This is a genomic window from Arthrobacter sp. Y3221048 (genome assembly GCF_059092685.1).
The window spans coordinates 662,984-677,963 of record NZ_JBNHHX010000002.1 but is presented as its reverse complement, the minus strand read 5'-3'; the positions used below and the strand labels follow the sequence as shown (position 1 = coordinate 677,963).

General features: G+C 70.2%; 15 protein-coding genes. 5 read left to right on the top strand and 10 right to left on the bottom strand.

Annotation, left to right across the window (positions count from 1 at the left end):
- The gene (locus AC5RVS_RS07895; protein WP_494107714.1) at positions 1-285 is read left to right on the top strand and encodes an exodeoxyribonuclease VII small subunit; all 285 of its coding nucleotides are present in this window, start codon (positions 1-3) and stop codon (positions 283-285) included.
- A 78-nt stretch (positions 286-363) separates the two neighbouring features.
- On the opposite strand, the gene AC5RVS_RS07890 is transcribed toward AC5RVS_RS07895, so the two are convergent.
- The 8 genes from AC5RVS_RS07890 to AC5RVS_RS07855 form a co-directional block, all read right to left on the bottom strand.
- A complete protein-coding gene (locus AC5RVS_RS07890; protein WP_494107713.1) occupies positions 364-1,224 on the bottom strand; it encodes a PPK2 family polyphosphate kinase in 861 nt (286 codons plus the stop codon).
- Between the two features lie 93 nt (positions 1,225-1,317).
- The gene (locus AC5RVS_RS07885) at positions 1,318-2,532 is read right to left on the bottom strand and encodes a pyridoxal phosphate-dependent aminotransferase (RefSeq protein WP_493988998.1); all 1,215 of its coding nucleotides are present in this window, start codon (positions 2,530-2,532) and stop codon (positions 1,318-1,320) included.
- 69 nt (positions 2,533-2,601) lie between these two features.
- The gene (locus AC5RVS_RS07880) at positions 2,602-3,585 is read right to left on the bottom strand and encodes an ABC transporter substrate-binding protein (RefSeq protein WP_493988997.1); all 984 of its coding nucleotides are present in this window, start codon (positions 3,583-3,585) and stop codon (positions 2,602-2,604) included.
- Between the two features lie 10 nt (positions 3,586-3,595).
- The gene (locus tag AC5RVS_RS07875) at positions 3,596-4,315 is read right to left on the bottom strand and encodes an ABC transporter permease (protein ID WP_493988996.1); all 720 of its coding nucleotides are present in this window, start codon (positions 4,313-4,315) and stop codon (positions 3,596-3,598) included.
- Positions 4,312-5,079: an ABC transporter permease gene (locus tag AC5RVS_RS07870; RefSeq protein ID WP_494107712.1), complete on the bottom strand. Its 768-nt coding sequence runs from the start codon at positions 5,077-5,079 to the stop codon at positions 4,312-4,314. Before AC5RVS_RS07870 ends, AC5RVS_RS07875 begins: the two co-directional genes overlap by 4 nt.
- On the bottom strand, positions 5,079-6,140 hold the full coding sequence (locus AC5RVS_RS07865; protein WP_494107875.1) for an ABC transporter ATP-binding protein: 1,062 nt from the start codon (positions 6,138-6,140) through the stop codon (positions 5,079-5,081). Before AC5RVS_RS07865 ends, AC5RVS_RS07870 begins: the two co-directional genes overlap by 1 nt.
- 166 nt (positions 6,141-6,306) lie before the next feature.
- A complete protein-coding gene (rsgA, locus tag AC5RVS_RS07860; RefSeq protein WP_494107711.1) occupies positions 6,307-7,392 on the bottom strand; it encodes a ribosome small subunit-dependent GTPase A in 1,086 nt (361 codons plus the stop codon).
- Positions 7,393-7,575: 183 nt separating this feature from the next.
- Positions 7,576-8,031 carry an NUDIX hydrolase gene (locus AC5RVS_RS07855; RefSeq protein WP_494107710.1) on the bottom strand — a complete coding sequence of 152 codons (456 nt, stop codon included), beginning with the start codon at positions 8,029-8,031 and terminating at the stop codon, positions 7,576-7,578.
- Positions 8,032-8,276: 245 nt separating this feature from the next.
- On the opposite strand from AC5RVS_RS07855, the gene AC5RVS_RS07850 reads away from it, so the two are divergent.
- From AC5RVS_RS07850 to AC5RVS_RS07835, 4 genes are all read left to right on the top strand, one after another.
- Positions 8,277-10,019, top strand: a complete 1,743-nt coding sequence (locus tag AC5RVS_RS07850) for a tetratricopeptide repeat protein (protein WP_494107709.1) — start codon at positions 8,277-8,279, stop codon at positions 10,017-10,019.
- A 52-nt stretch (positions 10,020-10,071) separates the two neighbouring features.
- The gene (locus AC5RVS_RS07845; RefSeq protein WP_493988991.1) at positions 10,072-10,413 is read left to right on the top strand and encodes a hypothetical protein; all 342 of its coding nucleotides are present in this window, start codon (positions 10,072-10,074) and stop codon (positions 10,411-10,413) included.
- 119 nt (positions 10,414-10,532) lie between these two features.
- Positions 10,533-11,978, top strand: a complete 1,446-nt coding sequence (locus tag AC5RVS_RS07840; protein ID WP_494107708.1) for a sensor histidine kinase — start codon at positions 10,533-10,535, stop codon at positions 11,976-11,978.
- On the top strand, positions 11,975-12,643 hold the full coding sequence (locus AC5RVS_RS07835; RefSeq protein WP_493988989.1) for a response regulator transcription factor: 669 nt from the start codon (positions 11,975-11,977) through the stop codon (positions 12,641-12,643). The genes AC5RVS_RS07840 and AC5RVS_RS07835 overlap by 4 nt, the downstream gene beginning before the upstream one ends.
- A gap of 13 nt (positions 12,644-12,656) precedes the next feature.
- Here the strand turns inward: AC5RVS_RS07835 and AC5RVS_RS07830 are convergent, their stop codons facing one another.
- Positions 12,657-13,868, bottom strand: coding sequence for a phosphotransferase (locus AC5RVS_RS07830; protein WP_494107707.1), 1,212 nt, complete (start codon positions 13,866-13,868; stop codon positions 12,657-12,659).
- A gap of 107 nt (positions 13,869-13,975) precedes the next feature.
- On the bottom strand, positions 13,976-14,935 hold the full coding sequence (locus AC5RVS_RS07825) for a hypothetical protein (protein ID WP_494107706.1): 960 nt from the start codon (positions 14,933-14,935) through the stop codon (positions 13,976-13,978).
- Positions 14,936-14,980: the final 45 nt, after the last annotated feature.

The window sequence follows — 14,980 nt, the reverse complement described above, 5'->3', positions numbered from 1 at the left end:
ATGCCAGAGCAGCCCGCAGCGCCCGCCGACGTCGCGTCCCTCTCCTATGAACAGGCACGCGAGGAATTGGTAGCCGTTGTCAGTCAGTTGGAAGCCGGCGGCGCCAGCCTTGAACAGTCCCTGGCGCTGTGGGAGCGCGGCGAGGCGCTGGCGGCCCGTTGCGAAGCATGGCTGGAAGGCGCACGGCAGCGGCTCGACGCCGCACGCGAGGCGGCAGGCACCGAGCCGTCGCCGGCCAGCCCGCGTAGCGCCGGTACTCCCGCGTCCCCGGTGTCACCCCTCTAGTCTGCCCCGGGGCCGTCGGCTCCGCCCCGGCCAGCCGTTCCCGGGCATGACGGACCGGCGGGCAGGCCCGGACTGGCGCTACGAGGCAGCCAGCCGGGCCTTTTCCGCGGCGACATCGAAGTCCGCCGGCGGCCACTGCGGGTCGACGTCTTCCAGGGCCTGCAGCAGAAGCTCCTGCACGGCGATCCGCGCATACCATTTGTGGTCGGCCGGCACCACAAACCACGGCGCGTCGACGGTGCCGGTCCGGTCCAGCATTACCTGATAGGCCTGCTGGTATTCGTCCCAGCGCCGGCGCGCGTCGACGTCGCCAGGATCGTACTTCCAGTGCTTGTCGGCCCGGTCGAGCCGCGCGCGCAACCGCTTGCCCTGTTCGCGCTTGCCCAGGTGCAGCATGACCTTGATCATCCGGATGCCCCGGCCGGCCACCATCGCCTCGAACTCGTTGATCTGCCCGTAGCGTGCTTCCACCTCCGCCGGGGGCGAGAGCCGGTGCACGCGGTGGATGAGCACATCCTCGTAGTGCGACCGGTCAAACACCCCGATCATGCCGGGACCGGGCAAGGCCCGCTCCACCCGCCAGAGGAAATCGTGCTCCAGTTCCTCCGGCGTCGGTGCCTTGAAGGCCCGGTGGGAAATGCCTTGCGGGTCGGCGGCTCCGACCACGTGCCGGACGATCCCGCCCTTGCCGGAGGTATCCATCCCCTGCAACACCAGCAGGACCGCGTCCGGTGCCCCGCCGCGGCTCTGCGCGAAGAGGCGTTCCTGCAGTTCGGACAGCCGGCGGTCGGAGGCTCTGAGCAGGAGTTTTCCCTCGGTCCTGCCGCCGAGGAATCCGGGCGTGGAGCCGGTATCGACAGCGGCCAGGTCGAATCCCGGGCCGACCCGCAGCAACTCCGATGGTCTCCGCGTGAACACGGGCAATCCGGTCTCTTCCACCTGGTCCTCCTGGTTGCTCGCACCCTATGGCCTGGGCTAGGGGTGGCGACAGCCTACCGAGCCGCCGGCCGCCCGGCTACGCACACGCGGCAGTTACTGCCGGTACCCGGCCAGGAACTCCTCGATCCGCCCCACTGCTTCGGTCAGCACGTCCACGTTGGGCAGCGTGACCAGTCGGAAATGGTCCGGCTGCGTCCAGTTGAACGCCCGGCCGTGCGAGATCAGGATCTTCTGCTGCTTGAGCAGGTCCAACGCAAACTGCTCGTCGTCCTTGATCCCGTAGACCTCCGGGTCGAGCTTGGGGAACAAGTAGAGCGCGCCCTTGGCCTGCTGCGTGCTGACGCCGGGGATCGCGTTCAACAGCTCATAGGCTTTGTTGCGTTGCTCGAGCAACCTGCCGCCGGGCAGGATGAGGTCGTTGATGCTCTGGTGGCCGCCCAGGGCGGTCTGGATGGCATGCTGGGCGGGCACGTTCGCGCACAACCGCATGTTGGTGAGCAGGTTGATGCCTTCGATGTAGTCCGCGGCCAGATGCTTCGGCCCGGAGATGGCCATCCAGCCGCTGCGGAAACCGCACACGCGGTAGGCCTTGGACAGCCCGCTGAACGTCATGACCAGCACGTCGTCGGCCAGCAGCGCCGTGTTCACATGCTCCGCATCCTCGTACAGGATCTTCTCGTAGATCTCGTCCGAGAACACCACCAGGTCGTGCCGGCGCGCCAGTTCCAGCATGCCCTCGAGGATGTGCCGCGGATAGACGGCGCCGGTGGGGTTGTTCGGGTTGATGATCACAATCCCCTTGGTGTTGGGCGTGATCTTCCGTTCGATGTCTTCCAGGTCGGGCAGCCAGCCCTCTTCCTCCACGCAAAGGTAGTGCACCGGGTGGCCGCCGGCCAGCGACACCGACGCGGTCCACAGCGGGTAGTCGGGCGCCGGGATGAGCACTTCGTCGCCGTTGTTCAGCAGCGCCTGCAGGCTCATGGTGATCAGTTCGCTGACCCCGTTGCCCAGGTACACGTCATCCACGCCGATCTCTTGGATGCCGCGCGTCTGGTAGTACTGCGACACGGCGGTCCTGGCGGAGAAAATGCCGCGCGAATCGCTGTAGCCCTGCGCCGTGGGCAGGTTGCGGATCATGTCCACCAGGATGGCGTCCGGGGCTTCGAATCCGAACGGCGCCGGGTTGCCGATGTTCAACTTGAGGATGCGCTGGCCCTCGGCCTCCATCCGCTGGGCATGCTCGAGGAGCGGACCGCGGATGTCGTAGAGGACGTTGTGGAGCTTGTTGGACTGCTTGAACTGGGCCATCCAAAGATCTTCGCACACAGCACGCGCCGCCCCGGTGACCGAGGCGGCGCGTGAACGGGAGCCAAGGCCCTAGCCGGCGAGGCCCTTTTCCGCCAGCCAGTCCGCGGCGGCGTCGGACGGGTTGCGCTTCTCGTCCCCGCTGACCTGGCGGTTGAGGTCGATCAGGTCCTCGGTGGTCAACGCTGCCGAAACCTCGTTGAGCACCCGGGCGGCCTGCCCGTCCACGGCGTCGCTGCGGATCAGCGGCAGCACCTGCTGGGCAATGAAGTTGTTCTTCGGGTCTTCCAGCACCACCAGGTCGTTGTCCTCGATGGACGGGGTGGTGGTGTAGATGTCGGCCACCTGGATCTTGTCGGTGATCAAGGCGTTGAGCGTGGTCGGTCCGCCGTAGTCGTTGATCGGTTCGAAGGACTTGGGCACGCAGCCGTAGTTGGCTTTCAGCCCCGGCAGCCCGTACTCGCGCTCGGCGAATTCGGGGTTGGCTCCGAGCACCAGTTCGCCGCACACCGGGCCCATGTCCTCGATCGACGTCAACTGGTACTCCTCCGCCGTCGCCTTGGTCACCACCATCGCGTCCTTGCTCTCCGCCGACGCAGGCTCCAGGACACCGAGTCCCTCGGGCAGGGCGTCCTCCAGGGCCGTCATGACGTCCTCGGCGGAGGCCGCCGTCGCCTCGGTGTCCAGGAAGAGCAGGAGGTTGCCGCTGTAGTCCGGGATGATATCCACGGACCCTTCCTCCACGGCGCTCACGTAGACCTCGCGCGAGCCGATACCCGGTTGCGTGGTGACGTCGTAGCCGGCAGCGGTCAGCGCGCCCGCGTAGATTTCGGCAATGATCTGGCTCTCCGTGCCTCCGCTGGCCCCGACCACCAGGGATCCGCCGGCGCTGCCTTCGGGTGCCGACGTCGCGTCCTGCAGGGGGTCGGATCCCCCGCCGCAGGCAGCCAACACAAGGGCCAGGGCGGCCGCCCCGGCGGCGAGCACGCTGCGCCGTGCGGCCGGATTCTTGTAGCTCCCATGGTTGCGCGCGTTGTTCCCGGGGTGGTTCTTCATGCTCATCTCCTCATGTGCCGGCACTGGCTGCTCCAACCTTACTTGTTCTGCCTTTCGGCCCGCCTCCGGCGCTGCGCACGCCGGGCGATACGGCGACTTTCTGCACCGCGGCCAGCAAGGCGTCCACGACCAGTGCCAGCGCCGCGATCAGCAGTGCGCCGGCAAACAACCGCACCGAGTCGCGGACCGCCAGCCCGTCGATCAGATACCGGCCCAGGCCGCCCAGATTGATGTAGGCCACGATGGCCACCGTGGCGATGACCTGCAGCACGGCGGCACGCACCCCGCCCAGCAGCACCGGCAGCGCGTTGGGCAATTCCACGCGGAACAGGACCTGCCACTCGGTCATGCCCATCGCCCTCGCGGCGTCCACCAGCTGGCGGTCGACGGCGGCGATCCCTGAATACGTCCCGGCCAGCAGCGGCGGGATGGCCAGGATCACCAGGGCGTAGATCGGCGGCATCAGGCCCAGTCCCATCAGGATGACGAACAGGGTCAACAGGCCCAGCGTGGGCATGGCACGCAGTCCGCTGGCAATGCCCACGACGGCGATGCGCCCCCTTCCGGTGTGGCCGACGAACAGCCCCAGCGGCACGGCGATGGCCGCGGCGATCACCAGGGTCAGGGCGCTGTAGTAAAGGTGCTCGGCCAGCCTGGCCGGCACGCCCGCCGGTCCGGCCCAGTTGGCCGGATCCGCCAGCCACGCCGCGGTCTCTTCGAACAGGTTCATCCGCGCACCGTCGCTTCCGCGGCGTCCGGCCGTTCCCCTCCGGCGGCGAAGGAGCCCGTCCCGGCGCCACCGGCCTCCGGCAACGTGCCGGTTTCGCCGCGTGTCCGCGGCCCGGTTCCGTCAGCAGCGGCACCCGTGCGCCGCCACGGCGTGAGCACCCGCTCAAGCGCCAGCAGGAGCACGTCCATCAGCGCCGCCAGCACCAGGGTCATCAGGATTCCGACCACGATTTCGGTCATGAAATAGCGCAGCAGGCCGTCGGTGAACAGGAAACCGAGGTTCCGGACGCCGATCAGCGCCCCGACGCTGGCCACCGAGATGTTGCTCACGGACACCACCCGCAGTCCCGCCACCAGCACCGGGACACACAGGGGCAGGTCCACGCTGAAGAACCGGCGCACCGGCAGGTAGCCCATGGCCACCGCTGCCTGCCGGACGCCGTCGTCCACGGAGTTCAGCGCGTCCACCACCGCGCGGACCAGCAGCGCGACCGAATACAGCGTCAGTGCCACGATCAGGTTGGACATTTCCAGGATGCCGGTGCCCAGGATCACCGGCAGGATCACGAACAGGGCCAGCGAGGGGATGGTGTACAGCACCGAGGAGAGGGACAGAATCAGGCCGCGCACCGCACGGATCCGCCAGGCCAGGTAACCCAGCGGCAGCGACACCACGAGCCCGAGCACCAGCGGAAGCGCGGACTGGAACAGGTGGAGGGCACTCAGCTCCATGACATACGGCAGGTTCGCCAGGAACCACTCCATCAACTGCCGCCCGTCCGGAGCCTCTGCAGCACCGCCGCGGGGTCGACCAAACCGGCCACCCGCCCGTCGGCGTCGACGGCGACGCCGGCACCGGACGGCGACGACAACGCCGCGTCCAGCGCCTGGCGCAGGCTGGACCCCAGGGTGAACAGCGACCCGCCGATCCGGGCCCGGGCCGGGTCCCGTTCCCCGGGAGGCAGCCACCCCGCCGGCGCGCCGTCGTCGTCGGTCAACAACAGCCAGCCCTCCCCGGACGCCTCGCCCACCCCGTCCGCGGTCGCGGTGCGCGCAGGCAGCAGCGGCAGCCCGAGTGCACTGCTGAAGGACAGCGAGCGGAAACCGCGGTCCCGGCCTACGAAACCGGCGACAAAATCGTCCACCGGCGCCCGCAGGACCTCCTCGGGCGGAGCGAACTGGGCCAGCCGGCCCCCGGTGGCGAACACGGCCAGTTTGTCGCCGAGGAGGGCCGCTTCGTCGATATCGTGCGTGACGAAGACGATGGTTTTGGCCAGCTGCTGTTGCAGCCGCAGCAGCTCCTGTTGCAGCTCGGCGCGGACCACCGGATCCACCGCGCTGAACGGCTCGTCCATGAGCAGGATCGGCGGATCCGCCGCGAGCGCCCGCGCCACTCCGACGCGCTGCTGCTGGCCGCCGGAGAGTTGGGCCGGATACCTCCTGCCCAGCTCCCGGGACAGTCCGACGACGTCGAGCAGCTCGTCGGCCCGCTTGCGGGCCGCGGCCCGGCGGACTCCGTTCAGCCGCGGCACGGTGGCGATGTTGTCCAGCACGGTGCGGTGCGGCAGCAGCCCGGCAGATTGCATGACGTAGCCCATGGACCGGCGCAGGGCCGCTGCGGGCCGGTCGGAGACGTCGTGGCCGTCCACGAGGACGGACCCGGAAGTTGGCTCCACCATCCGGTTGATCATCCGCAGCGAGGTGGTCTTGCCGCAGCCCGAAGGGCCCACGAAGACGGTGATCGCGCCGCGGTCGATGTCCAGCGTCAGGTCTTGAACCGCGGGTTGTCCGGCGTAGGTCTTCGTGACTGCGCGGAACTGCACCATGGGGCCGTCTCCGGCCTCCGCGACGCCGGCCGACAGGTCCGCCGGCCGGGGGGCCGGCCGCGTGGGCTCGGGCATGCTGAACCTTCCGTGGGGGGTCCCGCGGCCGGCTGGGCCGCAGGAGTGCTGGCACCGAGTCTAGTCAACCGCGCGGCCCGCGAGCACACGTTCAGCGCCTGCCGCGATGGTCCTTGGCCTGTGCGGCGGCCTTCGCCATCCTGGCGAACTGCCGGCCGGCCCGGCGCTGTTCCGCCACGTTCTGCCTCAGGTGCAGGCGGGCCAGTTCGCGTTCCATCTTCCGGTAGCTGTCCCAGCGCCGCTGCTCCAGGCTGCCGGCGTCGAGGGCCTGGCGCACGGCGCAGCCCGGTTCGGCGCCATGGGAGCAGTCGTTGAACCGGCAGCCGGAGGCCAGGTCTTCGATGTCGGCGAACATGGTCGCCAGCCCTTCCTCCGCATCCCACAGCGCGAAGCCGCGGATGCCCGGCGTGTCCATCAGGACCGCACCGTTGGGCAGGGGAATGAGCTCACGTGCCGTGGTGGTGTGACGGCCCTTCCCGTCGCCGGCACGGACGGCTCCTGTGTCCTGCACCGCCCGGCCTGCGAGCGCATTGATCAGGCTGGATTTCCCCGAGCCCGAGGGTCCGAGCAGCACCATCGCGCGGCCGGGGCCCAGGTATTCGGCCACGGCATCGAGTCCGTCGCCCGTTTCCGCGCTGGTCGCCAAGACGTCGGCGCCGGCGGCCTGGTCGACGATCTGGGCGGCGACCTCGTCATGGTGCCCGCTCAGGTCGGCTTTGGTCAGGATGACCACCGGCAGCGCGCCGGAATCCCACGCGGCCACCAGGGTCCGCTCCAGCCGGTTGGCCGACAGCGGCCGGTCGAAGGGCACCACGATGCCGACCATGTCCATGTTGGCTGCCAGGATCTGCTCGGCCGCAAGCGGATCGTAGGCCTGTTTGCGGGACAGAGCGGAAAACCGCGGAAGCAGCCCGGCGATGGCCGGGCCGCCTGCGGAAGCCGGGCGGGCGGCGTCGTACGCCACCCAATCACCGGTGGCCGGCTGCGGGCTGAGCCCTGCGGTGGGCAGGTGCAGCAGGCCGCTGTCGGCCGCCAGCAAAACGCGGCCCCGGTCGGTGCGCACAACCCGGGCAGGGCGGAGCGCCGGATCGGGAGAATGGAGGTTAAACTGCGCGGCGGTGTGTTGGGTATAGCCGTAGCTGCGCAGCAGGGAATGCGGGTGATGGGTGTCGGTCACGACGGTTACCTCGGGACGTGAGGCCTCCACGCCGGACGTTCCGGCCGCTAGCCGCGGCGCGGGCGGGGTACGGAGGCTGGGCTGGTGATGGCAGCAGGATCTGCGGGATAAACGGTCATCACACCCACCTCCTCAGGGTTGTCCGGCGGGCTGGTCAGCCCGGCAACTGGATCAGCATAGCGCTCACCGGCCGTTTGCGGAATGGTCCGCCGGGACGCCGTCCGGGAAGTAGAGGCGCAGCCCCAGATCCACCAGGTCGACCCGGTCCAGCGTCGGAACCTCCTGGAGCGGGATCCAGCGGGCCAGGTCCGTGGACCCGTCGGCCTCGTCTGCCAGTTCGCCGCCGACAATACTGGCCGCGTAGATGACCCGGAAAGCGTGCAGCGGCCGGTGCCCGTGCAGGCGCTTCGCGGCCGGAATGTGCTTGCTGTCCACGCCCAGCAACTGCTCGAGCCTGGCGGCATAACCCGTTTCTTCCCGGATCTCGCGGACCGCGCCGGCGGCGGCGTCTTCGCCGTATTCCAGCCCGCCGCCGGGCAGGGTCCAGCGCGGCCAGCCTGCGCCGGTCCAGCGGACCAGCAGCACCGCGCCCTCAGCCACGATCACGCCGTAGGCGGCCACGCGCGTGTCGAATTCCATGTCCCCTAGTCTAGGGCGGCGGGCGGGACCGCTACCGGACGCTGATGCCGCTGTGTGCAAGCATTTCTTTGCAAAGGTTTGTTTGGGTCTTTGGCCTCCGCGCCGGCGGCTTATCAACAGGTCCCGGCACTCCCGTTCGGGGAGCGCAGGGGCATTGCGCCGACCCCTGTTGGCGGCTAGAACTAAGACCATGGGCAACGCGCCAGCAGGGTTCCACGGCACAGCGCTGCGGAAGCGGGGCCACCGTGCCTGAGTCCGCCGCGACTGTGCCGCGCGGCCTGATCGCCGACCGCCTGCGCGCCGTGCTGGAGAGCGCCGGACCCGATCCGGCACGGTTCCCGGCGGCTGCCAGGGATTGCCTGGACCGCGCCTATGAAGCGGCCTATGCCGAGAACCACGCGGGTGCCCGGGCCTTGGCGCAGGCCGGCCTCGCCCGGTCCTCGGACGCCGATCTTGACGTCCGGCTGGGCTTGTACTCGGTGCTGATTGCGCTCGCCCAGCTGGCCGGCGAAGAGAACCAGGTCCGGGAGTATCTCCACGCCCGCATCGCCTTGCTCCGCAGCCACGGGCTGGCGGTCGAGGCCGCTGCAGGTGAGCGGCTGGGGACGGCCCTGTTCCGCGAAGCCGGCGACGACGATCTTCCGCTCCTGGAAGCCGAACTCGCCCGCCTGCTGGAGACCCATGCCCCGGGGTCGGTGACGGCCGACGTCCAGCTGGCGATCGCCGTCGTCCGTTCCCAGCGCGGGGAAGCGAAGCAGGCGATCGCGCTGCTGGAAGACGCGGTAGCCGGTTACGAGCATTCCGGCCGGACCGACAGCTTGTCCGGTGCGCTGATGTACCTGGCCAACACCTACCTGCAGGCCGACCAGCCGGAACGGGCCACCGCAGTTGCCGACCGGATGCTGGCCTTGCCCGGCAACCGTGCAACCACCGCCAGCATGTGGCTGTTGAAGGCCAATGCCGCCGGCGGCGAGGGCGCGGCCGGGCTGGAGGAAGCGCTGACGGCGCTGGAACTGTACGCGGCTGCCGGGGTCCGCAAGGGTGCCATCAGCGCCGCCGTCGTGTTGGCGCGGCTGTGTGCCGGCACCGGCGACTATGAAGACTCGGTGCTGGCCTGGCAGGCGGCGGTCGCCCAAGCCGAACGCGGTGAGGTCCAGGAAGAGCTCACGCTGCGCCTGGCGCTGGGAAACCAGCTGCTGGAGGCGGAAGAGTACGAACTGGCGGGCGAGGTGCTGTCCAAGCTGCTGCAGCGGCTTGAACACACCGAGGCGCCCCATGCGCAGGTGGCGCGGGCGTTGATGAGTCTGGGCCACGCGCACCGGCACGCCGGCCGGACGGCCGAGGCGCTGGACTGTTGGCGCCGGGCGGTGGCCGAATTCAGCCACGGCGGCGAGTTCGGCGAGGCGGCCCGCGGCCTGCTGGCGACCGGCACGCTGCTCTCCCGCGAGGACCGCGACAAGGACGCCCTGATCTGCTTCGAGGCGGCGGTGGCCGCCGCGCGCAAGGCCGAGGACGACGACGCCGCGCTGCCGCAGGCCCTGCACGCACTCGGACATGCCCTGTGCGAGTCCGGCGACCCGGACGGGCTCACGGTTTTGGACGAGGCCATCCGGCTGGCGCACCTCTACGGGGCACGGTGGTACGAGGCGGATTACAGCGACACCCGGGCGAGGGGGCTGTGGGCGCTGGAGGACGGCACCGGCGCGGTCTCGGCGGCGCTGCAGGCGGCCGACCTTTACTCGGCTGCCGACGACGCAGCCTCGGCCGGCAACGCCGAACTCTTCGCGGCCCATGTGCTCGCGGAGATGGGCCGCGCGGACGACGCCGTGCCGATGTTCAAGCTGGTGCTGCAGGAACCCGACGTCAGCCGCACGCTGCGCGTCGCGGCCCAGCTGGGCCTGGCCTCCGCACTGGACGCCCTGGGCCGGACGGTCGAGGCGGACATCGCCCGCCGGGCCGCGGACGCCGCGGCCGACAGCCCCGACTGACCCTGCCGACGCTTCTCATCTTGATCTCATCTGCGCCGTGGATACTGGTGTCATGCCTCGTACAGCCATCCGCACCGTCCTGGTGACGCTGGCCGTGCTGCTCGGACTGGGCGCCGGAGGCGCCGCACTGGCCGCCACCCTGCGCGAGCCCGGGCCCACCGACCTGGGCCCGTCCATCAGCGTCACGCAGTCCGGATCGCCGGCCCCGGCCGGAAGCCCGGCGCCGGAAGTCAGCGCGCCGCCCTCGCCCACGCCGACCGCCTCCCCGTCTCCGTCCGCTCCGCCCCGCCCGCCGGAAGGCAACGGACCGGTTCCGGTCCAGCCGGCGCCGCCGCAGGACTACGACGACGATGATGGGGACGACTGGGATGACGACGGCGGGGACGATGACTGAGTCCGGGCTGCCCGGTCCGGCAGAAAAATCCACGCCAACAGCTACGCCCCGCCACCACCGCCACGCCGTCGGTCGTCGCGGCGGCATGCGGCGTGGCAGCGGCGCCCTTACCGGCGGCCGTGCATAGGCCGCCGGGCGGACTGTCCGTCCGCGTCCGGGTACTGGCCGCGGTGCTCGCCCTTTCGGCCCTGGGCCTGATGGTGGCCGGATCGGTGGCGTTCGCATTGCAGCGGTCCAATATCATCCAGCGGGTGGACGACTCGCTGCAGCGCAGCGTCAGCGAGTTCAAGACCTTGGCGGCCACAGGCATTGACCCGGACACTGGCCAGCCCTTCACACAGGCCAGCCGGTTGGTCTTCCTGGCGATGCAGCGGACGCTTCCCTCCGCCAACGAAGGCATGCTTGGCCTCGTGGACGGCAGGGTGACGTACACGGCGAGCCCGTCCGTACAGCTAAGGCTCGAGCAGGATGCCGAACTCGTGGCCCTGCTGGGCCCGGACGCGACTGCGTCCGATCGGGTGGTGCTCACCACGATGCATACATCGACCACCACGTACCGGGTAGTCACCGTGCCGGTGCAGCTCTCCTCCGACCCGGCCCACAGCACGTTCGTGCTGGCCTATGATTACGACGCCGAACTGCAGCAGCTGGACAACATCTTCCTGACCTACGCACTGATCGGGTTCGGTTCGCTGGTACTGATCGGCGTGGTCGGCTGGCAGGTCGCCGGCCGGCTGCTGGCACCGATCCGGCTGGTGCGCGAAACGGCACAACGGATCACCGACGCAGACCTGACCCAGCGCATACCGGTGAGCGGCAACGACGACATCTCCGAGCTCTCCCGCACGTTCAACGACATGCTGGACCGCCTGGAGGCGTCCATGACGGCGCAGCGGCAACTGCTGGACGACGTCGGACACGAACTGCGCACCCCCATCACCATTCTGCAGGGCCACTTGGAGCTGCAGGACTCGCGCGACCCGGCGGACGTGGAGTCAGTGCGTGGCATCGCCCTGGACGAGCTGGACCGGATGCGGCTGCTCGTTGACGACCTGGTCTTGCTGGCCAAGGCAGAACGTCCGGGCTTCGTGAGCCCGTCCGACGTCGAAGTGGGGCAACTGACCGACGACGTGCTGGACAAGGCGCGGCCGCTGGGCAACAAACGCTGGGCCGTCGACGCGCGGGCCGAAACCCGCTGGCCGCTCGACGGGCGGCGGATCACCCAGGCCTGGCTGCAGTTGGCGGCCAACGCCGTGAAATTTTCCGAGCCCGGTTCCACGGTGGCGATCGGATCGGCCGTGCGCGGCAATGAGCTGCGGCTGTGGGTCAGGGACGAAGGAACCGGCATCCTTCCGGAAGACCAGGGCAGGATTTTCGACCGCTTCGCCCGCGGCAGCAACGGCACGCGGGCGGAAGGCTCGGGCCTGGGGTTGACCATCGTCAGCGCCATTGCCGCTGCGCACGGCGGCACCGTGGAACTGGCCTCGGCTCCGGGCGCCGGTTCGACTTTCACCGTCGTGCTCACCGGCCCGGAGGCGGCCGCAGACAAGGAGGAGACAGCGTGAGCCAGATTCTGATCATCGAGGACGAGGACAGGATCAGCTCCTTCGTGGCCAAGGGCCTGAAGGCGGCCGGCTATGTGCCCACGGTCGCCGGCACCGGGCGGGAGGGCTACCAGCTGGCCATGACCGGGGACTTCGAGCTGGTCATCCTCGACCTGGGGCTGCCCGACCAGGACGGTTTCACCGTGCTGCGCCGCCTGCGCGAGGGCCGGAACGACACCCCGGTGATCATCCTCACGGCCCGCAGCTCGGTGGACGACACCGTCGCCGGGCTGGAGAACGGCGCGGACGACTACATGTCCAAGCCGTTCCGGTTCGAGGAACTGCTGGCCCGGGTGCGGCTGCGCCTGCGCTCCGAGGCGCAGCCGGCCGACCTTGCCGTCCTGAGCAGCGGCACCCTGAGCCTGGACCTGCGGACACGGCGGGCCAGCGTGGGCTGCCGGGAGGTGGATCTCTCCGCCCGGGAGTTCGCCCTCGCCGAGGCCTTCCTGCGGAACCCGGGCCAGGTCCTCAGCCGCGAGCAGCTGCTCTCACGGGTCTGGGGATACGACTTCGACCCCGGCTCCAACGTGGTGGACGTGTACGTCCGCTATCTGCGCAACAAGCTGGGGGCGGAGAAATTCGCCACCGTCCGCGGCATGGGCTACCGCCTCGTCACCGACGCCTGAAGCGGGCGACGAATCAGGCCGCCCCGGCGGCCAGGTCCTCGGCGATGGCAAGCCGCTGCCGGGCGTCCTGCTGCCAGCCTTCCCCCTCCCCGGGGGTCTTGGCTCCGGCGACCAGCGACAGCGCCACGCCGGCGGCCCGGCCGCGCAGGGCCGCCGGGTCCACCACGGTGTCGAAGACGGCGGCAAAACGCTCCAGCGCCGCCGGGACATGCACATACCCCGGGTGTACGGCAGGCAGCACGGCCAGGTGCCCGAGGAAACAGGCCAGGTCGTCCACCAGATGGCCCGGTCCCAGCGAGTCCACGTCCATGAGGCCGGTGACCTTCCCGCCGGCCACCAGCAGGTTCGCTTCGTAAAAGTCGCCGTGGGTCGGAACCACCGGACCGGCGTCGGTGGCCGCCAGCAGCCGTTCCACCCGATCGGCCAAGCCAAATACCCGGTCCTGCTCGTCGGGGAGCACTGCCGCCGCTGCCTTGGCGTAGTCGGCTGCGCGGTCCGCCCAGGCCGGGCGCCGCGAGAGCTCCAGCACTCCGGCCGGGAGCGCATCCAGCAGTGCCAGGAGGGTTTCCGGCGCCAGGCTGGCGGCGCCGTCGTCCATCAAGGCCTTGGCCAGCGGCGTGCCCTTCGCCTCCGTGAGCACCACCACGCCGTCGGCCGGGCCCGGGGAGGCAACGGGGGCCGGCAGGCCGGCGTCGGTCAGGAGACGGTGCCGGCGCATCAGCTGTGCCGCCCGGTCCGGACGGACCACCTTCAGGAAGACCTTGTGTCCGCCCTGCACGGCTTCCAGCACGGCCCGCCGCAGCGGCCGGTAACTGACCATTTTCAGCTCCGCTTCTCCCCCGCCGAAGACGCTGCGGCCCACCGCCGCGGGGTCGCACGCCGCAGGCAGTCCGGCCAGGACCGGGTCGGACGGGTACAGCCAGGCGGTCAGCGGGACGGGTCCGCCGTCCACGCGCACCAGCGGAAGCCCGCATTCGGGCACCGGCGCCGTGGTGATGCAGACGTACTCAGTCCGCTCGCCGCCGTCGTGCCCGCGGAGCCGCACGGTGTAGATCCCGGTCGCGCCGGCCCCGGGCCGGTGCTGCAGCTTCGCCAGGTGCCAGGACTGGACCGTGCCGCCGAGGGTGCCGACAGCCAGTTCCAGCGGCTCACGCATGCCGGGACTTTCCAACAGGTCGATGCCGGCGGTCTCGGTAGCCATCAGGTCCGGGTTCGGTGCATCCATGCCTCCATTGCACACCATTGCGGCCCACGCCCGATACCGCGGACCGGACAGCACTGCGGCCCGTCCGGTGTGGACGGGCCGCAGTCAACCTGCCGGGGTGGCTCGGGTCAGGCGCGCCGGCGCTGCAGGACGTCGTCCAGGTTAAGGCGGTTCGCAACCGACTGCTGGCCGGAGGCCTCGGCGGCTGAGGCGCCGTCCTCCGGCTGCTGTCCGGCAGCCGCCTGCTCGGATGTCCGGGCGGGCTCGTCGGTCCGCTGCGCCGCGGTCTGCTTGATCGACGTCTTGGTCTGCGGTTTCTTGACCTCGGGAGCCGGCAGCGGCGCCGGAGCAGGGCGCGTGGCCTTGGCCGCGCCGACGTACGTCGGCTTGGGCACGTCGACCGGCTGCCAGGGAGTGCCGGACGGTTGCCCCGGTGCGGCGGTGTCGCCGGCGTCTGCGGCAACCTTCAAGGCCTCCTCGCGCAGTTCGGCGGCCGTCAACCGGGCCGGCCCGTCCTGGACGGGCTGCGGTGTCGCCTCGGTGTGCCCCGCTGCCCCGTCAAACAGTTCGGTGGGCTTCGCGGGAGTCTTCGCGGCTCCCGCCGGCCGCGTTGCCGATGCGGTGCGGGCGCCCTGCCGGGCGCGTGCGGCGGCGCGGTTCCTGCGGTCGCGGACTGCCAGGGAGCGCAGGATAACGACGACGGCGACGGCCGCCAGCAGCGCGAAGCCCGGGACGCGGCCCGAGACTACGCCAGCCAGCGCGAGGGCTCCGCCGCCGACGAAAACCAACAGTGCCGAGGCCCCGGCAAGTGCCAGCGCGGTCCGGCCGTAGCGGATGCGGAACCCGGGCTGCCGGACGAGCCGGGGCACTGGCGACGATGTCGAGGGTGCCGGCTGGGCGTTGTATTCCATGATGATCCCCTGGTTGCCGCCGGAGGCGGTTGCGGGTACTGAAACTAGTGGTGCTGCGTGTCCCGGCGCCGATTCAACCATCGCGGGACGGAATGCTCCGCGGAGCAGGTACGGTCCTACCCAGACAAACCACAGCCCGACGATGACCGCCAAGATCACAGAGCTCTGAATGTCCACTCTCAAAACCGTAGAAGCTCAAGCATGCCGTACGCGGCATTCATC

Bases quoted from the DNA above. Each gene is read 5' to 3' on its own strand.
- AC5RVS_RS07870 (WP_494107712.1), bottom strand. From the start codon at position 5,079: ATGGAGTGGTTCCTGGCGAACCTGCCGTATGTCATGGAGCTGAGTGCC.
- AC5RVS_RS07845 (WP_493988991.1), top strand. From the start codon at position 10,072: ATGCCTCGTACAGCCATCCGCACCGTCCTGGTGACGCTGGCCGTGCTG.
- AC5RVS_RS07855 (WP_494107710.1), bottom strand. From the start codon at position 8,031: ATGGAATTCGACACGCGCGTGGCCGCCTACGGCGTGATCGTGGCTGAG.
- AC5RVS_RS07875 (WP_493988996.1), bottom strand. From the start codon at position 4,315: ATGAACCTGTTCGAAGAGACCGCGGCGTGGCTGGCGGATCCGGCCAAC.
- AC5RVS_RS07830 (WP_494107707.1), bottom strand. From the start codon at position 13,868: ATGGATGCACCGAACCCGGACCTGATGGCTACCGAGACCGCCGGCATC.
- AC5RVS_RS07865 (WP_494107875.1), bottom strand. From the start codon at position 6,140: ATGGTGCAGTTCCGCGCAGTCACGAAGACCTACGCCGGACAACCCGCG.
- AC5RVS_RS07880 (WP_493988997.1), bottom strand. From the start codon at position 3,585: ATGAAGAACCACCCCGGGAACAACGCGCGCAACCATGGGAGCTACAAG.
- AC5RVS_RS07885 (WP_493988998.1), bottom strand. From the start codon at position 2,532: ATGGCCCAGTTCAAGCAGTCCAACAAGCTCCACAACGTCCTCTACGAC.
- AC5RVS_RS07895 (WP_494107714.1), top strand. From the start codon at position 1: ATGCCAGAGCAGCCCGCAGCGCCCGCCGACGTCGCGTCCCTCTCCTAT.